Below are 19,937 nucleotides of genomic sequence, written 5' to 3' on the forward strand. Positions count from 1 at the left end.
CCGGTGATCTCGGCGTGTCGGTCGGGACCGCTGGGTTGTTCATCACCGGTGATGCACTGGCCGTCGCGCGGCGTGTGGATCGGTGGGCGGGTGCTGGACAGCGACGGCGCGGCGCTGTGGCTGGTGTAAATCGGGGCCGCCGCCGCGCTGCTGGCCCTGGTCGTCTCTTTCGGTACGAGGAGAAGAAAGATCGTGTCACTGTCCGTTGAGGTGCGAGGATCCGGTCCCGGGCTGCTGCTCGCGCACGGCGCCGGCGGGTCCACCGCGGCCAACTTCCCGTTCATTGACGAACTCGCCCTGCGGCACACCGTCGTCGCCCCCGACTACCCGGGATCGGGCCGGACGCCCGAGGCGCACGGGCCCCTCGACCTCGACCGGCTCGCGGACGACGTCGTGGCCGCCGCCGTCGACTCGGGCGTGGAGACCTTCGCCATTCTCGGCTACTCGATGGGCACGACGGTTGCGGTGCGCGCCGCGACGCGCCACCCCGACCGGGTCACCTCGCTGGTGCTCACCGCCGGTTTCGCCCACGCTGACCGGCACTTTCAGCTCACCCTGGAACTGTGGCGGCAGCTGCTGGACGACCCCGACCGATCCGCGCTGACCCGCTTCCTGCTGCTGAACTGCTTCAGCCCGGCCACCCTCAACTCCTTCGACGAGCCGGAGTGGGCGGAGCTGATCCGCGCCACCGCCGAAGGCGTTCCACCCGGCACCGCCGCCCAGGTGGACCTGCTGCGCACTGTGGACGTTCGGGACGACCTGCCGCGGATCGCGGTGCCCACGCTGGTCATCGCCACCACGCAGGACACCCTGGTGCCGCCGCACAACTCCCGGGAACTGGCCGCGGCCATCCCCGGCGCGCGGCTGACCGAGGTCGACTCCGGTCACGTCATCGCCGTCGACAACCCGGGCCCGTGGCTGAAGGCCATTCAGGATTTCCTGGGCTGAGCAAGGGCGGCCGTGCGTCACCGCGACCCACGGCCGCCGGCTCACGGCCTACGGCAGGCGGCGGCCGGTGATCGTCTCGACGGCGCGGGCGATCTCGTCGTCGGTCAGGTCCGCACGAGCGGTCAGGCGCAGGCGGGAGGCGGCGTCGGGCACGGATGGTGGCCGGAAGCAGCCCACGACGACCCCGGCCGCGCGGCACCGGGCCGCCCATGCCACGGCGTGGTCCGGAGATTCCGCGGGCAGTGACAGGACGGCGGCACCGGGTTCGCCGACCCGCGCACCGGCGCCGAGGAGTCCGTTGTGGAGCAACTTGGCGGCCTGCCGTACCCGGTGCGCGCGGTCGGGTTCGGTGCGCAGCACCGAAAGCGCCGCCAGCGCGGCACCCACGCTCGCCGGGGCCAGGCCCGTGTCGAAGATGAACGTGCGCGCCGTCTGCACGAGGTGCTGGATCACCCGGCGCGGCCCCAGGACCGCACCGCCCTGCGCGCCGAGGGACTTCGACAACGTCACGGTCACCACCACGTCCGCAGCGCCAGCCAGCCCGGCCGCGTGCAGCGCCCCGGCACCGCCGGGGCCGATCACGCCGAGCCCGTGCGCGTCGTCGACGAGCAGGGCCGCGCCCCGCTCCCGGCAGACCCGGTGCAGCCGGGTCAGCGGCGCGACATCCCCGTCCACCGAGAACACCGACTCGGTCACCACCAGCGCGCGGCCGGTGAGCCGCTCCTGCACCGCGGCCGGGTCCAGGTGTGGCGCGACCACCGTGCGGGCGCGCGACAGGCGGCAGCCGTCGATCAGCGAGGCGTGGTTGTGCTGGTCGGAGACGATCAGCGTGTCGCGTTCGGTCAACGCCGTGACCGCCGCGAGGTTCGCGGTGTAGCCGGAGGAGAACACCAGCGCCGCCTCCGTGCCGCAGAAGTCGGCGAGCTGCTCCTCGAGCTCCCGGTGCAGCTCGGTGCTGCCGGTGACCAGGCGCGACCCCGTGGCACCCGCACCCCAACGGCGGGCCGCCGCGGCCGCCGCCGCGGTCACCCGCGGGTCGCGGGCCAGGCCAAGGTAGTCGTTGCCGGCCAGATCCAGGGTGCGGTCGTCGCACCGCCGCGGCCGCAGGACGCGGGTCAGCCCGGCGCGGCGGCGCTCGTCCAGGCGCTGGTCGATCCAGTCGAAAGCCGAGGTCATGCGCCCCACCCTGGCACGCGCCGACTCCGCCGATCACTGTCCGAAGTGAACAACGACCGCGTGTCGATGTTGTGCGCGGCGCCGGGTTCTGCCACCCGGTCAGGTTCCGACATGATCTCCACATGTCGTTGAAGCCGTTGCACCGCAAAGAAATTCGCGATGTCTGAGCTGCTGGAGCTGGACCGCGAGCACGTCTGGCACCCCTACAGCCCGATGCCCGGCACCAGCCGCCCGCTGCTCGTCGAGAGTGCCCGGGGCGTGCGGCTCCAGCTCGCCGGGGGAACCGAACTGGTGGACGGGATGTCCTCGTGGTGGGCCGCCATCCACGGTTACCGGCACCCGGTGCTCGACCGCGCGGTGCGCGAGCAGGTGGACCGGATGAGCCACGTGATGTTCGGCGGCCTCACCCACGAACCCGCCATCCGGCTCGCCACCCGGCTGGCCGGGCTCACCTCCCTGCCGCACGTCTTCCTCGCCGACTCCGGTTCGGTGTCCGTCGAGGTCGCCATCAAGATGTGCCTGCAGTACTGGCGATGCACCGGGCAGCCCGCCAAGCGCCGCCTGCTGACCTGGCGCGGCGGCTACCACGGCGACACGTGGCACCCCATGTCGGTCTGCGACCCCGAGGGCGGCATGCACCACCTGTGGCGCGGGGTGCTGCCCGAGCAGATCCACGCCGACGCGCCCCCCACGGAGCACCGCGGCAGCTACGTCGACCACCTCGCCGGACTCATCGCCGAGCATGCCGCCGAACTGGCCGCGGTGATCGTGGAACCCGTGGTGCAGGGCGCCGGGGGCATGCGCTTCCACAGCCCCCGCTACCTGCGCGACCTGCGGGAACTCTGCGACGAGCACGACGTGCTGCTGATCTTCGACGAGATCGCCACCGGTTTCGGCCGCACCGGCGAGCTGTTCGCCGCCGACCACGCCGGGGTCCGCCCGGACGTGCTGTGCCTGGGCAAGGCGCTCACCGGCGGATACCTGACCATGGCCGCCACCCTGTGCACCGGGCGGATCGCGGCCGGTATCCCGGCGCTCGCGCACGGCCCCACGTTCATGGGCAACCCGCTGGCGGCGGCGGTGGCGAACGCGTCGCTGGACGTCCTGCTCGACCAGGACTGGCGGGGTGAGGTCAAGCGCATCGAGGCCGCGCTGCGCACCGGTCTCGAACCGGCCCGCGGCCTGCCCGGCGTGGTCGACGTGCGCGTCCTGGGAGCGATCGGCGTGGTGCAGCTCGGCCGGCAGGTCGACCTGGCCCGTGCGACCGAGGTCGCGGTGCGCCACGGGGTGTGGCTGCGGCCGTTCCGCGACCTGATCTACACCATGCCGCCCTACATCACCGGCGACGACGACCTCGCCCGCATCACCGCGGCCGTCATCGCCGCAGCTCAGGAGGGTTGATGTCGATCCTGTTCGTCACCGGGGCCGGGACGGAGGTCGGCAAGACCGTCGTCACGGCCGCCATCGCGTCCCTCGCTGGCGGCCGTACGGCCGTGCTCAAGGCAGCCCAGACCGGCGTCGCCGACGGTGAAGCCGGGGACGCCGCAGTGGTGGCGCGGCTCAGCGGAGCGACCGCGGTGGAACTCGCGCGCTACCCCGAGCCGCTCGCCCCGGCGACGGCGGCGCGGCGCGCGGGAGCGCCACCGGTGCGGCCCAGGGCGGTGGCAGCGGCAGCGGAGCGACTGGCGTGGGAGCACGACCTCGTGCTGGTCGAAGGGGCAGGAGGGCTCCTCGTCCGCTTCGACGACGCCGGGGGCACGCTCGCCGACGCGGCAGCGGCGCTGTCCGCGCCGGTGCTCGTGGTGGTGCAGGCCGGGCTCGGCACGTTGAACGCCGCTGCGTTGACCGCGGAAGCCCTGCGCACGCGCGGGTTGCGGTGCGCGGGTGCGGTCATCGGCAGTTGGCCCGCCGAGCCCGATCTCGCGGCGCGCTGCAACGTCACCGACCTGCCGGACGTGATGGACGCGCCGCTGCTCGGCGCGATCCCAGGCGGCGCCGGTGCCCTGCCGCCCGGGGAGTTCCGGGCGGTCGCGGCCACGTCACTCGCCCCGGAACTGGGCGGAACGTTCAACGCCGCCGAATTCGGGCAGCGGCTGCTAGCGTGAGGCAGATGACCGCAGAACCGGTGCTGGTGATCGGTGCGGGCGTGCAGGGCCTGACCACCGCGGTCGTGCTTGCCGAGGCGGGTTGGCGCGTGCGGGTCCGCACCGCCGAACGACCGCGGGACACCACCTCCGCGGTCGCGGGCGCGATGTGGGGTCCGGCGATGCTCAAACCCGCCGATCGGGTCCTGTACTGGGTCACCCGATCGCATGCCGAGTTCACCGCTCTGGCCCGCGACGAGTCCACCGGCGTGCACCTGGCCACCGGGCGGATGGCCGCCCGCTTCGACCTCGGCGACGCGGTGCCGCCCGAGGCGCGGCTGATCCCGGACCTGCGCCCCTGCCGCCCGGACGAACTCCCCGCCGGGTTCGCCAGCGGCTACCGGGGCACCGTTCCGCTCGTCGACATGCCTCGCTACCTGGACCACCTGGTGGCGCGGTTCCAGGACGCGGGCGGAGACCTGCGGCTCGGCCCGGTGAACTCGTTCGCCGACGCGGTGGGTGAAGCGAGCACGGTGGTCAACTGCACGGGCATTGGCGCCCGCGAACTCGTGGCCGACCCGGCCGTGCACCCGGTGCGCGGCCAGCACGTTGTGGTGCGCAACCCGGGCGTGGACGAGTACTTCATCGAACTCACCGACTCCGGCGAGTTCGCCGCGTACATGCCGCACGGCGACCGGGTGGTGCTCGGCGGCGTGGCGGTGGAGGACGACTGGACCCGCACGCCGAACCCGCACGTCAGCGCGGGTATCCGGAGCCGGTGTGCCGCGATCGAACCGCGGCTGGGCGAGGCGGAGGTCCTCGCCGAACTGGTGGGCCTGCGACCGGGCCGCGATTCGGTGCGCGTCGGGGTGGAGCACTTCGAGGGTGCGCGCATCATCCACAACTACGGCCACGGCGGCTGCGGCGTGGCGCTGTCCTGGGGCTGCGCCTACGAGGCGGCTGACCTCGTCGCCGGACTGGACCCCACCCGAACGAGTGACGAGTGACGGGCACCGCCAACCAGTGGGTGAAAGTGCCCTCCACTCCGGAGATCCGACTGCCCGCTCACCGTGCCGAACGGCACTGGTTGAGCGCGGTCTGGGCTTTGGTGACCGCCTGTCGGGCCAGGTTGACGTTGACCCGTTCGGCGGTCGCTTCCTCGCCGGTGGCGCTGCGTGTCCGGTATCGCGCCTCCGCGGCTCTGAGGGAGTCCTGGGCGGACCGCAGAGCGATTTCCTCCATCGTGCAGGAGGTGGTCGCGGCGTGGGCGTTCGTCGTGACCACCGGGGCGACGGCGAGGGTGCCGATCGCGGCGGCGAGCATGAGAGCACATGCGACGACACGTTTCGTCGCGGCGGTATGTGACATTGTGGTGATATTCACTCCGAGTTCCTTGTCGCTGGAAAACCGGCGCATCGAGCGGCCGAATCGTTCTTTCCGGCAGGTGCCGTCGGTACAAGATGACAGAGACCGCCTGGCGCCATCGGTAGTGCTTGCCCGAAAAAGCGGGTAGGAAATTCCCCGGGCGCACGGGGCCACCGGTCCCTGGATGGCACGCGACCGGGAGCGCGGGGCCACCAGTCCCCGGATAGCTTGAGGTCGCTGGTTAGCTCTGGAACGCGTCGATCACGGAGTCGATCTCCTGGGCCAGGGACACGTCCGCCTGGGTGATCCCGCCTCGGGAGTGGGTGATGCAGTAGAAGGTGAGCGTGCGCCAGCGCACGTCGATGTCCGGGTGGTGGTTCTCCTGCTCCGCGATCTCCGCGATCCGGTTGACAGCCTGGATGGCCTGCGGGAAGTTGGCCATCTCCACCGTCCGCGTGAGCTTCCCGGCCTCGTGGCGCCAGTCCGTCAGGTGCTGGAGCGCGTCGGCCACCTGGTCGTCCGTCAGCAGCTCTACCATGCCGACCATGATGGGGCAGGGGCCCCGCCGCCGCGACCTTCCGGCGGGATGTCCGGACAAGCCAACGGCTGGTGGTCGCCGTGCTCGGCGCGAACACCCACCGGTCAGCGCCGCGACGGCCGTTCAGGAAGGCGTGGACCGGCGAAGCCGTAGCCGCGGAGCGGCCGCGGGTCACAGCTCGGTCCACTTCGGACCGTGTTCGAGCGAATCGAACGTCGCGGAGCGGGGTGGGCAAGAAGTGAAGCTGAGAATCAGCTGAGAAACTACTGTCCAGCTGAGACGGTCCTGAGAGTTCGCTGCCTACGCGGCCGTCCGATCGGCATGCTTGCACCATGGTGCCGCGCGTGTTGGTGGTGGATGACGAGCCCGGAGTTCGCACCGCACTGCGCCGTGGCTTATCCGCCGAGGGCATGGAGGTGACCGTCGCCGCCGACGGGGTCGAGGCCCTGCGGCTGGCTCTGACCGGCGCCTTCGACGTCGTCGTGCTGGACGTCATGCTGCCCGGGTTGTCCGGCTACCGCGTGCTGGAGCGGATGCGCGCGGAGGACGTGACCACGCCGGTGCTGCTGATCTCCGCCAAGAACGGCGAGGTGGACCAGGCCGACGGCCTGGACCTCGGAGCCGACGGCTACCTGGTGAAACCCTTCTCCTTCCTGGTTCTCGTGGCGCAGGTGCGCGCGCTGCTGCGTCGCCGCGACACCGCGGCCCGGCACACCAGCCTGCGCGTCGGCGCGCTGGAGATCGACCGCGCCAGCCGCGAGGTGCGGTGGTCCGGTCAGCCCGTCGCGCTCTCGCCGCGCGAGTACGACCTGCTGGTCGCCCTGGCCAGCCACCCCGAAGCCGTCGTGACCAAGGACGACCTGCTGCGCCTGGTGTGGGGCGAGGAGCAGCTCGTCACCCGCAACGTCGTGGAGGTCTACATCGGCTACCTGCGCCGCAAGCTGGCCGCCGCCGGAGCGGGCGAGCTGGTGCAGACCGTGCGCGGCCAGGGCTACCGGGTCTGCGCCGAGCCGGCATGATCAGCCACCTGAACAACTGGTGGCGCCGACGCACCATCCAGTTCCGCACCAGCGCCGTCGCCGCCGTGGTGGCGCTGATCGGCCTCGGTGGCGTCGCGCACGCCAGCACCGGCGTCGTTGGCTGGCTGCTGATCGAGTCCGTCGACACGGACCTGCAGCGCGCCGCGACCGCGACCGCCAACCAGATCGCCTTGGGTGTGCCGCCCGCCCGGGTCGCCGACCCGGATGTGCGCGTGCTCGACGTCTCCGGCCACCCCGTCGACGGGCTGCCGCCGGTCGACCTGCACGAATGGCAGATCGACGAGCTGCGGTCCGGCGAGGGCGTCATCGATTTCGAGCCGCCCACGGCGCTGCGCCGCTGGCGCGGTGTCGTCCGCCCCGACCCGACGGGCCGCCCGCTGCTGGTCGCCGCCGGCGCGCGCCTGGTCGGCTTCGCCGACGCGGCGGGCCGGACGGGCAAGCTGCTGAGCATCGGCTCGTTCCTCGCCGCCGCCCTGGTCGGGCTGGCCACCTGGCTGGTGGTGCGCCGGTCCCTGCGCCCGGTGCAGCGCATGCGGTCCGCCGCCAGCGAACTCCCCGAGGGGCAACGGCTCCCGGTTCCGGAGGCGGCCGACGAGATCCGCGCGCTCGCCGAGGAGATCAACAAGATGCTCGCCCGGCGCGACGCCGACACCGAGCGGCTCCGCCGCTTCACCGGCGACGCCGCGCACGAACTGCGCAACCCCGTCGCGTCGATCCGCGCACAGGCCGAAGTCGCCGTGGTGCATCCCGATCCGGCCCTGGCCCAGGAGACGCTGCAGGACATCGCGCACGAAGCACAGCGCCTGTCCGACCTGGTGGAAAGCCTGCTCGCGCTGGCCAAGGCCGAACGCGGGCAGGCCGCCCCGGCGGAACCCGTCGACCTCGGCGGCGCGGTGCGGGCCGCCGCCGACCGGCTGGAACCACCGGACGGCCGCCCCCGGCTCGTGGTCAACGTGCCGCCCCGCGCGGTGCGGGTGCTCGCCGCCCCCGCCGAAGTGTCGACGGTGCTGGACAACCTCATCAGCAACGCGCTGCGCTACGCGCGAACGCTGGTCCGGGTCTCGGTGTTCGCGGACGGCGTCGGCACGCCCGGCGCCGACTGGGTGCGCCTGGTCGTGGACGACGACGGTCCGGGCATCCCGCCCGAGCACCGGCACCGCGTGTTCGACCGGTTCCACCGCGTGGAGCCGGATCGCGCGCGCAGCACCGGCGGGGCTGGGCTCGGCCTGGCTCTGGTGGCGGAGGCGGTGCGCCGCCGCGGCGGGTCGGTCCGCGCAGCGGCATCGCCGGACGGCGGTGCGCGGGTGGAAGCGCGCTGGCCGTGGCACAGGACCGACGGCTGAGCGGGCTCGGCGGCCGCCTGCCGGTGGCGGGAGCCCGCGCGCCTGCCGGTGGCGCAGCCCGCGCGGTGGGCGCGCGCGGGGTCCAGCGCCCGGTCGGGCAAGATGTGTGCACGTGTCGGTTGTGCGAAGCAGCGGATTGATCGAGGCGCCCCCGGCCACGGTGGCCGCCGCGCTGCGGCACACCCGGACCGCGGAGGTCGGGCTCGCCGCCCTCGGCGTCCACGGCCACGCTGCCACCCGCCCGGCAGCCCTGCTGGTGCCGGGCGACGAGATCGTCTTCTCCACGCGGATCGCCTGCCTTCCCGTCGATCTGACCACTCGCATCGTGCGCGCCGACGCCGACGCGCTCACGTCCGTGCTGGTGTCCGGCCCGCTGCCGGAACTGCGCCACGAGTCGCTGCTCGCCGAGGCGGGCCCGCGGACCCTGCTCATTGACTCGGTTTACTGGACGACGCCGTTCGGGCCGCTCGGCCGCCTCGCCGACATCACGCTCGGTCGCCGCTTCGTGCGCGCCGTGCTGGCCGCGCGCATCGCCGCGGTGCGCGAGCTGGCCGAGTCCTGGGCCCGGCGACCGGTCGTCGTCGGCACCGCCATCGTCCACAAGGGACAGCTGCTTGCCCAGCGGCGCCGCTATCCGGCCCCGGACGCCGGTCGCTGGGAACTGCCCGGCGGCCGGGTGGAGCCCGGCGAGGACGAACCGGCCGCGGTCGTGCGCGAATGCCGGGAAGAACTCGACGTCGAGGTCCGCCCGACCGGTCGCGTCGGCACCGACGTCCCGCTCAATAACGGCATGCTGCTGCGCATCCACACCGCGGAACTCGTCGACCCTTCGGCCGCGCCGCGCGCCGTGGAACACCACGAGGTCCGCTGGGTGGCGGCGGAAGACCTGAACGACCTCGACTGGCTCGATGCCGACCACGTCCTGGTCCACTCCCTCCGCGACCTGCTGACCCGGGACTAGCACTCCACCAGGCATCCCGATCTCGACCGGGCACGCCGTGTTGTCCTGAAGTAACCATGAGCACAGGTTGCCGGCGCTGATCACCTGCTCGCCAGGTAGTCCACTCGAACTAGTGAACGAATGTTCTGGTGGTGCGCGGTGCCTTCACCCCGGGAGACCCGAGGTGAAGGCGCGCTCGCCTCGCGAGACGCTCGCGGTCAGCGCAGGCCCGTCACGCGGAGGGCGGCCTGCAGGCGGGGCTGGGCGCGGTCGCGGGCCCGCTTCGCTCCCCGGCTCCGGACCCGGTCCAGTTCCGCCGGGTCGTCGAGCAGCTCGCGGGCCCGCTCGCGCACCGGCCGCAGCTGCTCGATCACCGCCTCCGCCACCACTTCCTTGAGCTCCGCGTAGGTGCCGGCGGCGCTGGCCGCGGCGTACGGGCTGATGTCGTTGCAGGCGGCGAGGATTTCCAGCAGGTTCGCCCCGCCGGGGCGGGTGTCCGGCTCGTAGCGGACGTCATCCAGGCCGTCGGTGACCGCCCGCCGGAACTTGCGGCGGATCACGTCGGGCTCGTCGAGCACGAACACCACGCCGGGCGACTGCAGGGTGGACTTCTCCATCTTGCGGCCGGGATCGGACAGGTCGCGGATCCGCGCCGCGGTCTTGGGCACCACGGCCCGCGGGACCGCGAACACCTCGCCGAAGGCGGCGTTGAACCGGCGCGCGAGCGTGCGCGCCAGCTCCACGTGCTGGTCCTGGTCGCTGCCCACCGGCACCTCGGTCGCGCCCTGCAGCAGGATGTCCGCGGCCATCAGCACCGGGTAGGTCAGCAGGCCCACCCGCACCGAGTGCTGCCCGGCGCCGCGGTCCTTGAACTGGGTCATCCGCGCGGCCTCGCCGAAGCCGCAGGTGCACTCGAGGATCCAGTTGAGAGCGCCGAGCTCGCCGGCCAGGTCGGACTGGACGAACAGCGAGTCCGGATCGATGCCCGCCGCGAGCAGCACCGCGAACTGCTCCCGGGTGAGCGCGCGCAGCCGCTGCGGCCGGTGCGGCGTCGTCATGGCGTGCAGGTCGGAAACGAAGAACAGGTCCGCCGGTTCGCGTTCGGCCGCCCACCGGCGCACGGCGCCGAGGTAGTTGCCGAGCTGCACGTGGCCGGACGGGGTGATCCCGGACAGGCGGGTCATGGTCGCTCCTGGTGTTCTGGTGGCTGCCACCGGGATCGACCTCGTGCGCTGCGCGGCCGCCCGGTCGGGCGGCCAATGATCTGCGTGTCAGTGCACGATGCTGCCGAGCCGCCCCCAGGCGGCCCACCACGTGTTCGACATTGCGCGCACGCCGCAATGTTACCGCTTGGTGATCGGCAGCAGTCAAGTGGAAGGGCTACCGTGAAAGAATGTTTGTAGTGCTGCTGCAATACACCGCGCCAGAATCGGATATCGACGCCCAACTGGTAGATCATTACGAATGGGTCACCCGGCATTACGACGCCGGTGACTTCATCGCGGCGGGCCACCGGCACCCGCGCACCGGGGGCGTGATCATCGCCCGGGCGATGCCTCGCGGCAGGCTGGACGCGATCCTCGCGACCGACCCGTTCGCGCTGCACAAACTGGCACGGTACGAGGTCATCGAGTTCCAGGCGCTGCGCACCGTCCCGGAGCTGGCGAAGTACGCCGACCCGCTGACCTCGGCTGCGCGCAGATAGCTCCGACCGTGTCCGCGAGCCGCGGCGGGCGCCGCGGTGAGATCATGTCGCGCTCTTTTTCTTCTTTGCCTCTTTTCGAGCCTTCTTTTGCGCTTTCTTGACCTCCTGGGCCTTGGCCTCGCGCAAAAGATCGCGAAGGACCACGATCGGGCAGCTCTTGCAGGGAGGTCGCGATCGACAGCATTTTTTCTTGACCTTTATGGTTCCTTTGCCCACGGTGGTTCTCTCGGTGTGCCGACGGGGGTTGGGCACAGGGTAGGCGAACCTAACCCGGAACGCGAACCTGATGTTGCTGCCGCCGGGGTGTTGCGCTCGGCACGCCGCGGTCGGTGCGGCGTCGCGTTGCACTACGCTGGACCGAGCCGCGCGTCGACTCGCGTGCCCCGCCACCGCGGGGTGCCGCACAACAGCTCCGCAGCAGCGGCGCAGTGGAGCCGCGGCTCGGTCCGGCTGCGGGATCACCGCACCCGAGACCTCGCGGGCCGCCCCGCCCCGGGAACCCGCAGGTGCCCCGCTCGCGGTGCCCGCACGTCGACGAACGCCGCGCCCACTTCCGCGCCGAGCCAGGAGTACCCGCGTGTCCGCCACGAGCGTTGTCGCCCCGATCCGCAGCGATCTCCGAAACGTCGCCATCGTCGCGCACGTCGACCACGGCAAGACCACCCTGGTGGATGCCATGCTGCGGCAGTCCGGGGCGTTCTCCGAACGCGCCGAGGTCGTCGACCGGGTGCTGGACTCCAACGACCTGGAGCGCGAGAAGGGCATCACCATCCTCGCCAAGAACACCGCGATCCGCCGCCAGACCGACGCCGGCCCGGTGACCATCAACGTGGTGGACACCCCCGGCCACGCCGACTTCGGCGGCGAGGTCGAGCGCGCGCTGTCCATGGTCGACGGCGTGCTGCTGCTGGTGGATGCCAGCGAGGGCCCGCTGCCGCAGACCCGGTTCGTGCTGCGCAAGACCCTGGCCGCCGGTCTGCCGGTGATCCTGGTCGTCAACAAGGTCGACCGGCCCGACGCCCGCTGCGCCGAGGTCGTCGAGGAGACCCACGACCTGCTGCTGGAACTGGCCAGCGAGCTCGACGGTGAGGTCGACCTCGACATGGAGGCCGTCCTGGACCTGCCGGTCGTCTACGCCTCGGCCCGCGCCGGCCGCGCCTCGCTGGCCCAGCCGGTCGACGGCGAGCTGCCCGCCGAAGAGGACCTCACCGCGCTGTTCGACGTGCTGCTCAAGCACGTGCCCGCCCCGGCCGCCGACGTCGACGCCCCGCTGCGCGCCCTGGTGACCAACCTGGACGCGTCGTCCTTCCTCGGCCGCATCGCGCTGTGCCGCATCCACTCCGGCACCCTCCGCAAAGGCCAGACCGTCGGGTGGTGCCGGGCCGACGGCACGGTCGAGAAGGTGCGGCTGACCGAGCTGCTCATCACCGAGAATCTGGACCGGGTGCCCTGCGCCGAGGCGGCTGCCGGCGACCTCGTCGCCATCGCCGGGATCCCGGAGATCACCATCGGCGACACCCTCGCCGACCCCGACGACCCGCGCCCGCTGCCCCGTATCACCGTCGACGACCCGGCGATCTCGATGACCATCGGCGTCAACACCTCGCCGCTGACCGGCCGCAACGGCGGCACCAAGCTCACCGCGCGGCTGGTGAAGAACCGGCTCGACGCCGAGCTGGTCGGCAACGTCAGCATGAAGGTGCTGCCCACCGAGAAGCCGGACGCGTGGGAGGTGCAGGGCCGCGGCGAGCTCGCGCTGGCGGTGTTGGTCGAGACGATGCGCCGGGAGGGCTTCGAGCTCACCGTCGGCAAGCCGCAGGTGGTCACCCGCACCATCGACGGCCAGCTGTGCGAGCCGTTCGAGCGGCTGACCATCGACGCACCCGAGGAGCACCTCGGCGCGGTCACCCAGCTGCTGGCCGCGCGCAAGGGCCGGATGGAGAGCATGGACGGGCACGGCACCGGCCGGATCAGGCTGGAGTATGTGGTGCCTGCCCGCGGCCTGATCGGGTTCCGCACCGAGTTCCTCACCGAGACCCGCGGCACCGGCATCGCCAACCACGTCTTCGAGGGCTACTTCCCGTGGGTCGGCGAGCTGCGCACCCGGCACACCGGGTCGCTGGTGGCCGACCGGGCCGGGACGGCCACCACGTACGCGCTGCTGCAGCTGGCCGACCGGGGCAGCTTCTTCGTGGAGCCGGGCGACGAGGTCTACGAGGGCATGGTGGTCGGGGAGAACCCGCGCGCCGAGGACCTCGACGTCAACATCACCAAGGAGAAGAAGCTCACCAACATGCGGTCCTCGACCGCGGACGAGCTGGAGCGGCTGGCCAAGCCGCGCACCCTCGCGTTGGAGGAGGCGCTGGAGTTCTGTGCCGCCGACGAGTGCGTCGAGGTCGGCCCGGAAGCGATCCGCATTCGCAAGGTGACCCTGGACGGCACGACGCGTGCCCGCGAGCGGGCCCGCGCGAAGGCCCGCGACAACGCGCGCTGACCACAGGTCGGCCGCGGCCTGCGGGTTCGGGCCGTGGCAGGGGCGCGATCGTTTCGGCAGCGGGGGTGCCGGGCGGCGCGCACACTGGGGTCGACCCCGGTGTCGATCATTTCGCGAACGACAGGAACCATGGAGGGCTCTCGCGCGTCTTCCGCACGTGCGATGGCGCCCCGGTGGCCGGGGTGGGTCGGGGGAAGCAGACGTGAGGGGAGGTTCGGCGTGTCCCAGGGTCGACGCCGCCCACTGGCTGCGGTCTCCCTGCTGGTGACGTCCGTCAGCGTGGTGGCGGCGTGCACGAACGCGCCACCGCCGCCGCTGGTGCCGCAGCACCCGACGCCGCCCCCGACGACCAGCGCGCCGCCGACGCAGCCGATGCCGGTGGAGGTCGTCGTCGGGGTCGACGAGCTCGAGGGCGGGTTCAACCCGCACACCCTGGCGGACCTGTCGCCGACGAGCTCGGCCCTGGCGAGCCTGATGCTGCCGTCGGTGTTCCGCCCGGCCGCCGACGGCAGCCTGCAGCTGGACACCACGCTGATGGAGTCCGCGGAGGTCGTGCCGGACGCGGAGAAGTTCACCGTCCGGTACCGGATCCGGCGCGAGGCCAGCTGGTCCGACGGAGCGCCGATCGCCGCCGAGGACTTCGTCTACCTGTGGGAGCAGCTGCGCTCGCAGCCCGGTGTGGCCGATCCCGCCGGGTACCAGCTGATCGACGACGTGGCGTCGCGGCAGGGCGGCAAGACCGTCGAGGTCACCTTCGCCAAGCCGTACCCCGGGTGGCAGACCCTGTTCACCAACCTGCTGCCCGCGCACCTGCTGCGGGACGCGCCCCGCGGGTGGGCGACCGTGCTGGACGAGGGCTATCCCGCCTCCGGCGGTCCGTTCGCGATCCGGCAGGTCGACCTCGACCGCGGCGAGATCATCCTGGAGCGCAACGACCGGTACTGGGGCCCGCCGGCCAAGTCCGACCGGATCGTGCTGCGCGCGGTGGACAAGGCCCGCCAGGTGGAGGCGCTGCGCAGCGGCGACAGCCACCTGGCCGTGTTCGGCGCGGACGCGGCGACCATGCGGTCGCTGCACGAGCTGGGCGACGCCGTGCAGCTGATCACCGTGCCGCGTCCGGCGACCATGCAGGTTCTGCTGCGGCCCGACAGCAGGGCGCTGGCCGATGTCACGGTGCGCAACGCGGTCCTCGCGGCCCTCGACCGGCAGGCGTTGATCGAGGCCGGGACCGGTGGCGGCCCCGCGGAGCAGCTGCAGGCGCACGCGCAGGTCCTCGCCCCGTCCGAACGCGGCTACACGCCGACCGAACCGGCCGGCGCGCTGCCCAGGCGCCCTGACCCCGCGCAGGTCGAGCGCCTTCTGGGGGAGGCCGGATACCAGCGCAGCGGGGGTGCGTGGGTGCGTGACGGGCGGCCGTTGAACCTGGTCATCGCCGCGCCGTTCGAGCACGAGTCGTACCTCAAGATCGCCGAGGCGGCGGCCCAGCAGCTGCGCGACCAGGGCATCCAGGCCACGGTGGTGACGCCCACCGGCGACCAGCTGTTCGGCGAGATGCTGGCGACCAGCCCGCGCACCGGGGAGTCCGGCGGGGCGGGTTCGGTGGACATGGCGATCGCACCGCGTCCGGCCGGGGGTGACCCGGCGGCGATGATGGCGTCCTCGTTCGGCTGCCCGGGCGTGGCGGCCGACAGCGAGCAGCCGTTCCCGTACAACGTGGCGGGGTTCTGCGACGAGCTGCTGCAGCCGACGATCGACGCGGCGATGACCGGGCAGGTGCCGTTCGCCGACGCGGCGGCCAACGTCGAGTCCGTGGTGTGGCGCGAGGCGATCGCGCTGCCGCTGTACCAGCAGGCCCAGGTGCTCGCGGTGCGCCGGGAGGTCACGGGCGTCCAGGCGGGCTTCGGCCTGTCGGGCCCGTTCTCGACGGCGGCGGACTGGGTCGGAACGCCCGCCGACAACGACGGCTACTGATCACCGCTCGGCGCCAGGACCGGGTCGGGCAACGGTGCCCTGCACTCCTGACTCGATCGGCTGATTGGTTCCGCAGGAGCAGTCCTTTCTGGGCGGGTGGCGTAGTGGCGACATCCGTTCGCGGCCTGATCTGATCGAACGTTCGGGCTCATGTCGCTACCGTGCGCACTGTGATCCAGGCCGCAGATTAGGCTGGACCGGTGACGCTGACGGCTCCACCTCGGTTGCTGCTGGTACACGCGCACCCCGATGACGAAACCCTCTGGACCGGCGGGACAATCGCCCGCTACGCCGCCCGCGGTGTCCAGGTCGTGGTGGTGACCTGCACCCTCGGTGAGGAAGGCGAGGTCATCCCGGAGAGCCTGCGCGGGCTCGCCTCCGACCAGGCCGACCAGCTGGGCGGCTACCGGGTCGGCGAGCTGCGCTCCGCCTGCACCGCCCTGCACGTGACCGACCACCGCTTCCTCGGAGGCATCGGCCGCTGGCGCGACTCCGGAATGCGGTGGGAGCGGCCCGGCCAGGCCGGTGCGCTGCCCGAGGCCCACCCGCGCGCCTTCGCCACCGGCGACCCGCAGGAGCAGACCGACGCGCTGGAGCAGGTGCTGCGCGAGGTGAAGCCGCAGGTCGTCGTCACCTACGCGGCCGACGGCGGCTATGGCCACCCCGACCACGTGCGCGCGCACGAGGTGACGGTCGCCGCGGTGGCGCGGGTGCCCGAGGTGCAGCGGCTGTTCTACGCGGTGCCGTCCCGCGACGTGGTCGTCAAGGGGCTGGACGCGCTGGCCGCAGCCGAGGGCATGCCGTTCGACCTGCCGGCACCGCACGAGCTGCCGTCCGTTCCGGACGAGACGATCACCACGGTCGTCGACGTGGCCGAGCACCTGCCCGCCAAGATCAGCGCCCTGCGCGCGCACGGCACGCAGGTCCGGGTGTGGCTGGACCAGTGGGACAACGGCGAGGGCGTCGCGGCGTACGCGCTGTCGAACGGGGTGGCGCAGCCGATCGTGACGACCGAGCACTACGTGCTGGCCACCGGTGACCCGCGAGGCTGCGAGTCGGATCTGTTCGGCGGGCTCGGGGGGAGCGGTACCGAACCGGTGGGGGACCGTTGACCGCACGCGACGGAGTCGTGTTCGGTTTCCTGCTGCTCGACGCCGTGCTGCTGGCACTGATCGAGCTGCTGTTCCTGCCGTCCTACATCGGCGCGGTGCAGTTCCCGATCACGGCTGCGGTGGCCGCGGTGACCACACCGCTGCTGGTCGCCGAGGCGGCCAGGATCTCGCCGCGACGGCGGGTCGCCGGAGCGCCGCTGGTGGTGTGGTTCGCGACGGTGTTCGTGGTCGGCATGTTCGGGCCGGGCGGCGACGTGGTGCTGCTGGGCAACGACTGGCGAACGCTGCTGCTGATCGGCGGCGGTGCGCTGCCCGGCGCGCTGATGTTGGGCATCGTGATGGGCAGGCGCGCCCGGTCCTGACCGCGCCGCGTCGGGTCGGCAGGCTGGGTACCCGGTGGCTGTGACGTAACCCGCACGCGGGCCGTTTACGGTGGTCACTCCGCGACGTAGCGTCAGCAACGCTCCCGTGCTGTGGGACCAGTTACGTGTCCAGGGTGAGTAGGAGAGATACTGTCAGCAGCCGCGTCAGGAGATTCCTGGGCGCGTGGAGGACAACGCTTCGAGCAGGAGAGCAACCGTGACCTACGTGATCGCCGAGCCCTGCGTGGACGTGCTCGACAAGGCATGCATCGAGGAGTGCCCTGTCGACTGCATCTACGAGGGCGGGCGGATGCTCTACATCCACCCCGATGAGTGCGTCGACTGCGGTGCCTGCGAGCCGGTCTGCCCGGTGGAGGCCATCTACTACGAAGACGACGTGCCGGAGGAGTGGGCCGCCTACACCAAGGCGAACGCGGACTTCTTCGAGGAGCTCGGGTCGCCGGGTGGCGCGGCGAAGGTGGGCAAGATCAACAAGGACGTCGAGCCCATCAAGAGCCTGCCGCCGCAGGGCGAATGAGTTCCGCTGCCGGCCCGGGCGCGGTGCCGTCCGGGCCCCGCGGCCCGCAGCTGCCGGACTTCCCGTGGGACTCGCTGGCGCAGCAGACCGCCCGGGCCAAGGCGCACCCGGACGGCATCGTCGACCTGTCCGTGGGGACACCGGTCGACCCGGTGCCGGAGAACCTGCGGCGCGCGTTGTCCGCGGTGGCCGACCGGCCGGGATACCCGGCCACGCACGGCACACCGGAACTGCGCGCCGCTGCGGTGTCGGCTCTGCAGCGCCGCTTCGGGGTCACCGGGGTGGAGCCGGACGCGGTGCTGCCCACGATCGGCTCGAAGGAACTCGTGGCGTGGTTGCCCACGTTGCTCGGTGTCCGGCCCGGGGACGTGGTGGCGATCCCGGAACTGGCGTACCCGACCTACGAGGTCGGCGCCAGGATCGCCGGGGCGGAGGTCGTCCGCCTGGCGCCGGGTGAGCTGCCCCCGGCCGGGACTGCGTTGTTGTGGTTGAACTCCCCGTCGAACCCGACCGGCCGGGTGCTGGACGCCTCGCAGCTGGCCGACGCGGTGCGGGCGGCGCGGGAGCTCGGCGCGGTGGTGGCCTCCGACGAGTGCTACCTCGCGCTGGGGTGGGACACCGAGCCAGTCTCGGTGCTGCACCCCTCGGTGTGCTCGGACTTCCGCGGGGTGCTGGCGGTGCACTCGCTGTCGAAGTCCTCGAACCTGGCCGGTTACCGCGCCGGGTTTGTCACCGGTGATCCGGAGCTGGTGCGGCGCCTGCTGGAGCTGCGCAAGCACGCCGGGATGATCGTCCCGCGGCCGGTGCAGGAGGCGATCACCGCCGCGCTGGACGACGACACGCACGTGTCCGCGCAGCGCGCGCGGTACGCGGAGCGGCGCGAGGTGCTGCGGCCCGCGCTGGAGGCGGCGGGCTTCCGCATCGAGCACTCGCAGGCCGGCCTGTACCTCTGGGCCACGCGCGGCGACGACGCGTGGCAGACCGTGGACTGGCTGGCCGAGCGCGGCATCCTGGTCGCGCCGGGCACCTTCTACGGCCCGGCGGGCGAGCGCCACGTGCGGATCGCGTTGACGGCGACCGACGAGCGGATCGCCGCGGCCGCGAAGCGGCTCGGCGAGTGACGTGGCGCGGGACCGGGCGCTCCGGTCCCGCGGTCAGATCGCGTCCGCTGCGGTGCGCACCGCGTCCCACGCCTCGCGCCAGGTGGCCCGGTGTTCGGCCCGGCGCGCCCGCTCTCGTTCGACGAGGCGTCCCGCCACGAAGGCAACCGTGGTGTCGACGTCGTCGCCGAGGTCGCGCAGCAGCTCGCGCACCCGTTGTTCGGCGACGCACGCGTCCTGGTGCTCGCCGAGCACGTCCTGGAACCGGCGGGTCGCTTTGATCAGCTGTCGCGCCGGTGTGCCGAGCGTCGGCTGAGCCAGCTCGGCGGTGTAGCGCAGCCGTTTGCCGCGGATGCGCAGCGCGTGTAGCTGTTCGTCGGCGGGGTCGTCGGGCAGTCTCCGCACGGCCTTGCGGAGCTTGCGGTACTGGCCGATCACCAAATCCCGCAACGCCCGCTCGGTGTCCACATCGGACTTCTCGGTGGGGGTTTGGGTGGCCTTGACGACCGCGCGCAGCAGCGCCAGGTAGCGATCGCTGTCCAGGGCGGAGAGCATCTCGACCCGCGCCGTGCCGTACTCGGCTTTCAGCCCGGTGACCAGCCGCGCCGCGGCGGCGCGTTCGTCCCCCGGGAGGTCGGCGGTCTCCTGCCGCAGCCGCGCCAGCAGGACGTCGAGGTCACGGACCGGGCCGAGCTCCCGCCCCAACCAGCCGAGTTCCGCGCGCAGCGGCTCGGACCAGCTGCGGTCCAGGAACGGGCGGGCGGACCGCAGCAGGGCGCGCATCCGCCGCACCGAGACGCGCATCTGGTGCAGTTCCTCGGGATCCTCCCCGAGCCGGGTCCCGGGGTCGTGGGCGATCAGGGTGCGCAGGTGCGTGTCCAGCCCGGCACGGACGTGCTCGGCGACGCAGGCCCGCTGGCCGGCCACCACGGGTTCGGCGGGCAGCCCGACGGCGCGGGCGAGATGCCGGTGCGGCGCGCTGCTGGCCATTACCCATGGTAAAACCGCCGCGCCCCGCTCCCGCCTCGTCCGATCTGGTGGCCAACGATCACTCGACCGGAATGACGGATGAAGGACACCCCCGACGTGGTCGAAGGTGCCCTTCCTATCGGGGCCTTCGGGGCCTGCGTCGACAATCCGAATATGGGCCCTGACCAGCACAAACAGTGCTGGAGAGTACCGACGTGTTCGGACAGCTTCCGACCCTCGGACGGCCTGGCG

The 19,937-nt window shown here is 72.4% G+C and carries 19 protein-coding genes; 14 read left to right on the forward strand and 5 right to left on the reverse strand.

The features are described 5' to 3' along the window. The first annotated feature begins 192 nt into the window (after positions 1-192). The gene (locus IEY17_RS02125; RefSeq protein ID WP_188984794.1) at positions 193-948 is read left to right on the forward strand and encodes an alpha/beta fold hydrolase; all 756 of its coding nucleotides are present in this window, start codon (positions 193-195) and stop codon (positions 946-948) included. 48 nt (positions 949-996) lie between these two features. Here the strand turns inward: IEY17_RS02125 and IEY17_RS02130 are convergent, their stop codons facing one another. Then, positions 997-2,124 (reverse strand): 8-amino-7-oxononanoate synthase, encoded by a 1,128-nt coding sequence (locus tag IEY17_RS02130; protein WP_188984796.1) that lies wholly within the window; start codon positions 2,122-2,124, stop codon positions 997-999. Positions 2,125-2,283: 159 nt separating this feature from the next. Between IEY17_RS02130 and IEY17_RS02135 the strand changes: the two genes are divergently transcribed. From IEY17_RS02135 to IEY17_RS02145, 3 genes are read left to right on the forward strand one after another with little or no spacing between them, the layout of a single operon-like run. Then, positions 2,284-3,525, forward strand: coding sequence for an adenosylmethionine--8-amino-7-oxononanoate transaminase (locus IEY17_RS02135; RefSeq protein WP_188984798.1), 1,242 nt, complete (start codon positions 2,284-2,286; stop codon positions 3,523-3,525). Continuing rightward, positions 3,525-4,229 (forward strand): dethiobiotin synthase, encoded by a 705-nt coding sequence (gene bioD, locus IEY17_RS02140; protein ID WP_188984800.1) that lies wholly within the window; start codon positions 3,525-3,527, stop codon positions 4,227-4,229. The genes IEY17_RS02135 and bioD overlap by 1 nt, the downstream gene beginning before the upstream one ends. 5 nt (positions 4,230-4,234) lie before the next feature. After that, a complete protein-coding gene (locus IEY17_RS02145) occupies positions 4,235-5,215 on the forward strand; it encodes an FAD-dependent oxidoreductase (RefSeq protein WP_188984802.1) in 981 nt (326 codons plus the stop codon). Between the two features lie 58 nt (positions 5,216-5,273). Here the strand turns inward: IEY17_RS02145 and IEY17_RS02150 are convergent, their stop codons facing one another. Continuing rightward, positions 5,274-5,624 carry a hypothetical protein gene (locus IEY17_RS02150; RefSeq protein WP_188984804.1) on the reverse strand — a complete coding sequence of 117 codons (351 nt, stop codon included), beginning with the start codon at positions 5,622-5,624 and terminating at the stop codon, positions 5,274-5,276. A gap of 190 nt (positions 5,625-5,814) precedes the next feature. Beyond that, positions 5,815-6,111, reverse strand: coding sequence for a 4a-hydroxytetrahydrobiopterin dehydratase (locus IEY17_RS02155; protein ID WP_188984805.1), 297 nt, complete (start codon positions 6,109-6,111; stop codon positions 5,815-5,817). 332 nt (positions 6,112-6,443) lie between these two features. Here IEY17_RS02155 and IEY17_RS02160 point away from each other — a divergent pair, with 332 nt between their 5' ends. From IEY17_RS02160 to IEY17_RS02170, 3 genes are all read left to right on the forward strand, one after another. Continuing rightward, entirely contained in the window at positions 6,444-7,130 is a 687-nt protein-coding gene (locus tag IEY17_RS02160; RefSeq protein ID WP_188984808.1) for a response regulator transcription factor, read from the forward strand. Then, positions 7,127-8,494, forward strand: a complete 1,368-nt coding sequence (locus IEY17_RS02165) for a sensor histidine kinase (RefSeq protein WP_188984810.1) — start codon at positions 7,127-7,129, stop codon at positions 8,492-8,494. The genes IEY17_RS02160 and IEY17_RS02165 overlap by 4 nt, the downstream gene beginning before the upstream one ends. Positions 8,495-8,606: 112 nt before the next feature. Further along, positions 8,607-9,455: an NUDIX domain-containing protein gene (locus IEY17_RS02170; protein WP_229679757.1), complete on the forward strand. Its 849-nt coding sequence runs from the start codon at positions 8,607-8,609 to the stop codon at positions 9,453-9,455. A gap of 197 nt (positions 9,456-9,652) precedes the next feature. Here IEY17_RS02170 and trpS read toward each other — a convergent pair whose 3' ends face one another. Next, positions 9,653-10,618, reverse strand: coding sequence for a tryptophan--tRNA ligase (gene trpS, locus IEY17_RS02175; RefSeq protein WP_188984812.1), 966 nt, complete (start codon positions 10,616-10,618; stop codon positions 9,653-9,655). Between the two features lie 209 nt (positions 10,619-10,827). On the opposite strand from trpS, the gene IEY17_RS02180 reads away from it, so the two are divergent. The 7 genes from IEY17_RS02180 to dapC all read left to right on the forward strand — a co-directional run bounded on the left by IEY17_RS02180 (position 10,828) and on the right by dapC (position 18,737). Then, positions 10,828-11,139, forward strand: a complete 312-nt coding sequence (locus IEY17_RS02180) for a YciI family protein (protein WP_188984813.1) — start codon at positions 10,828-10,830, stop codon at positions 11,137-11,139. Positions 11,140-11,716: 577 nt separating this feature from the next. Then, on the forward strand, positions 11,717-13,633 hold the full coding sequence (gene typA / locus IEY17_RS02185; RefSeq protein ID WP_188984815.1) for a translational GTPase TypA: 1,917 nt from the start codon (positions 11,717-11,719) through the stop codon (positions 13,631-13,633). Between the two features lie 219 nt (positions 13,634-13,852). Continuing rightward, positions 13,853-15,604, forward strand: coding sequence for an ABC transporter family substrate-binding protein (locus IEY17_RS02190; protein WP_229679758.1), 1,752 nt, complete (start codon positions 13,853-13,855; stop codon positions 15,602-15,604). Positions 15,605-15,804: 200 nt separating this feature from the next. Next, a complete protein-coding gene (gene mshB, locus IEY17_RS02195) occupies positions 15,805-16,716 on the forward strand; it encodes an N-acetyl-1-D-myo-inositol-2-amino-2-deoxy-alpha-D-glucopyranoside deacetylase (RefSeq protein WP_188984819.1) in 912 nt (303 codons plus the stop codon). Beyond that, positions 16,713-17,078 (forward strand): hypothetical protein, encoded by a 366-nt coding sequence (locus IEY17_RS02200; RefSeq protein ID WP_188984821.1) that lies wholly within the window; start codon positions 16,713-16,715, stop codon positions 17,076-17,078. Before mshB ends, IEY17_RS02200 begins: the two co-directional genes overlap by 4 nt. 217 nt (positions 17,079-17,295) lie before the next feature. Further along, positions 17,296-17,616: a ferredoxin gene (gene fdxA / locus IEY17_RS02205; protein WP_188984823.1), complete on the forward strand. Its 321-nt coding sequence runs from the start codon at positions 17,296-17,298 to the stop codon at positions 17,614-17,616. Further along, positions 17,613-18,737 (forward strand): succinyldiaminopimelate transaminase, encoded by a 1,125-nt coding sequence (dapC, locus tag IEY17_RS02210; RefSeq protein WP_188984825.1) that lies wholly within the window; start codon positions 17,613-17,615, stop codon positions 18,735-18,737. The genes fdxA and dapC overlap by 4 nt, the downstream gene beginning before the upstream one ends. Before the next feature lie 33 nt (positions 18,738-18,770). Here dapC and IEY17_RS02215 read toward each other — a convergent pair whose 3' ends face one another. Further along, on the reverse strand, positions 18,771-19,706 hold the full coding sequence (locus IEY17_RS02215; RefSeq protein WP_188984827.1) for a CHAD domain-containing protein: 936 nt from the start codon (positions 19,704-19,706) through the stop codon (positions 18,771-18,773). Positions 19,707-19,937 lie beyond the last annotated feature (231 nt).

Origin of the sequence: Saccharopolyspora thermophila (assembly GCF_014646075.1) — a bacterium.
GTDB lineage: Bacteria > Actinomycetota > Actinomycetes > Mycobacteriales > Pseudonocardiaceae > Saccharopolyspora > Saccharopolyspora thermophila.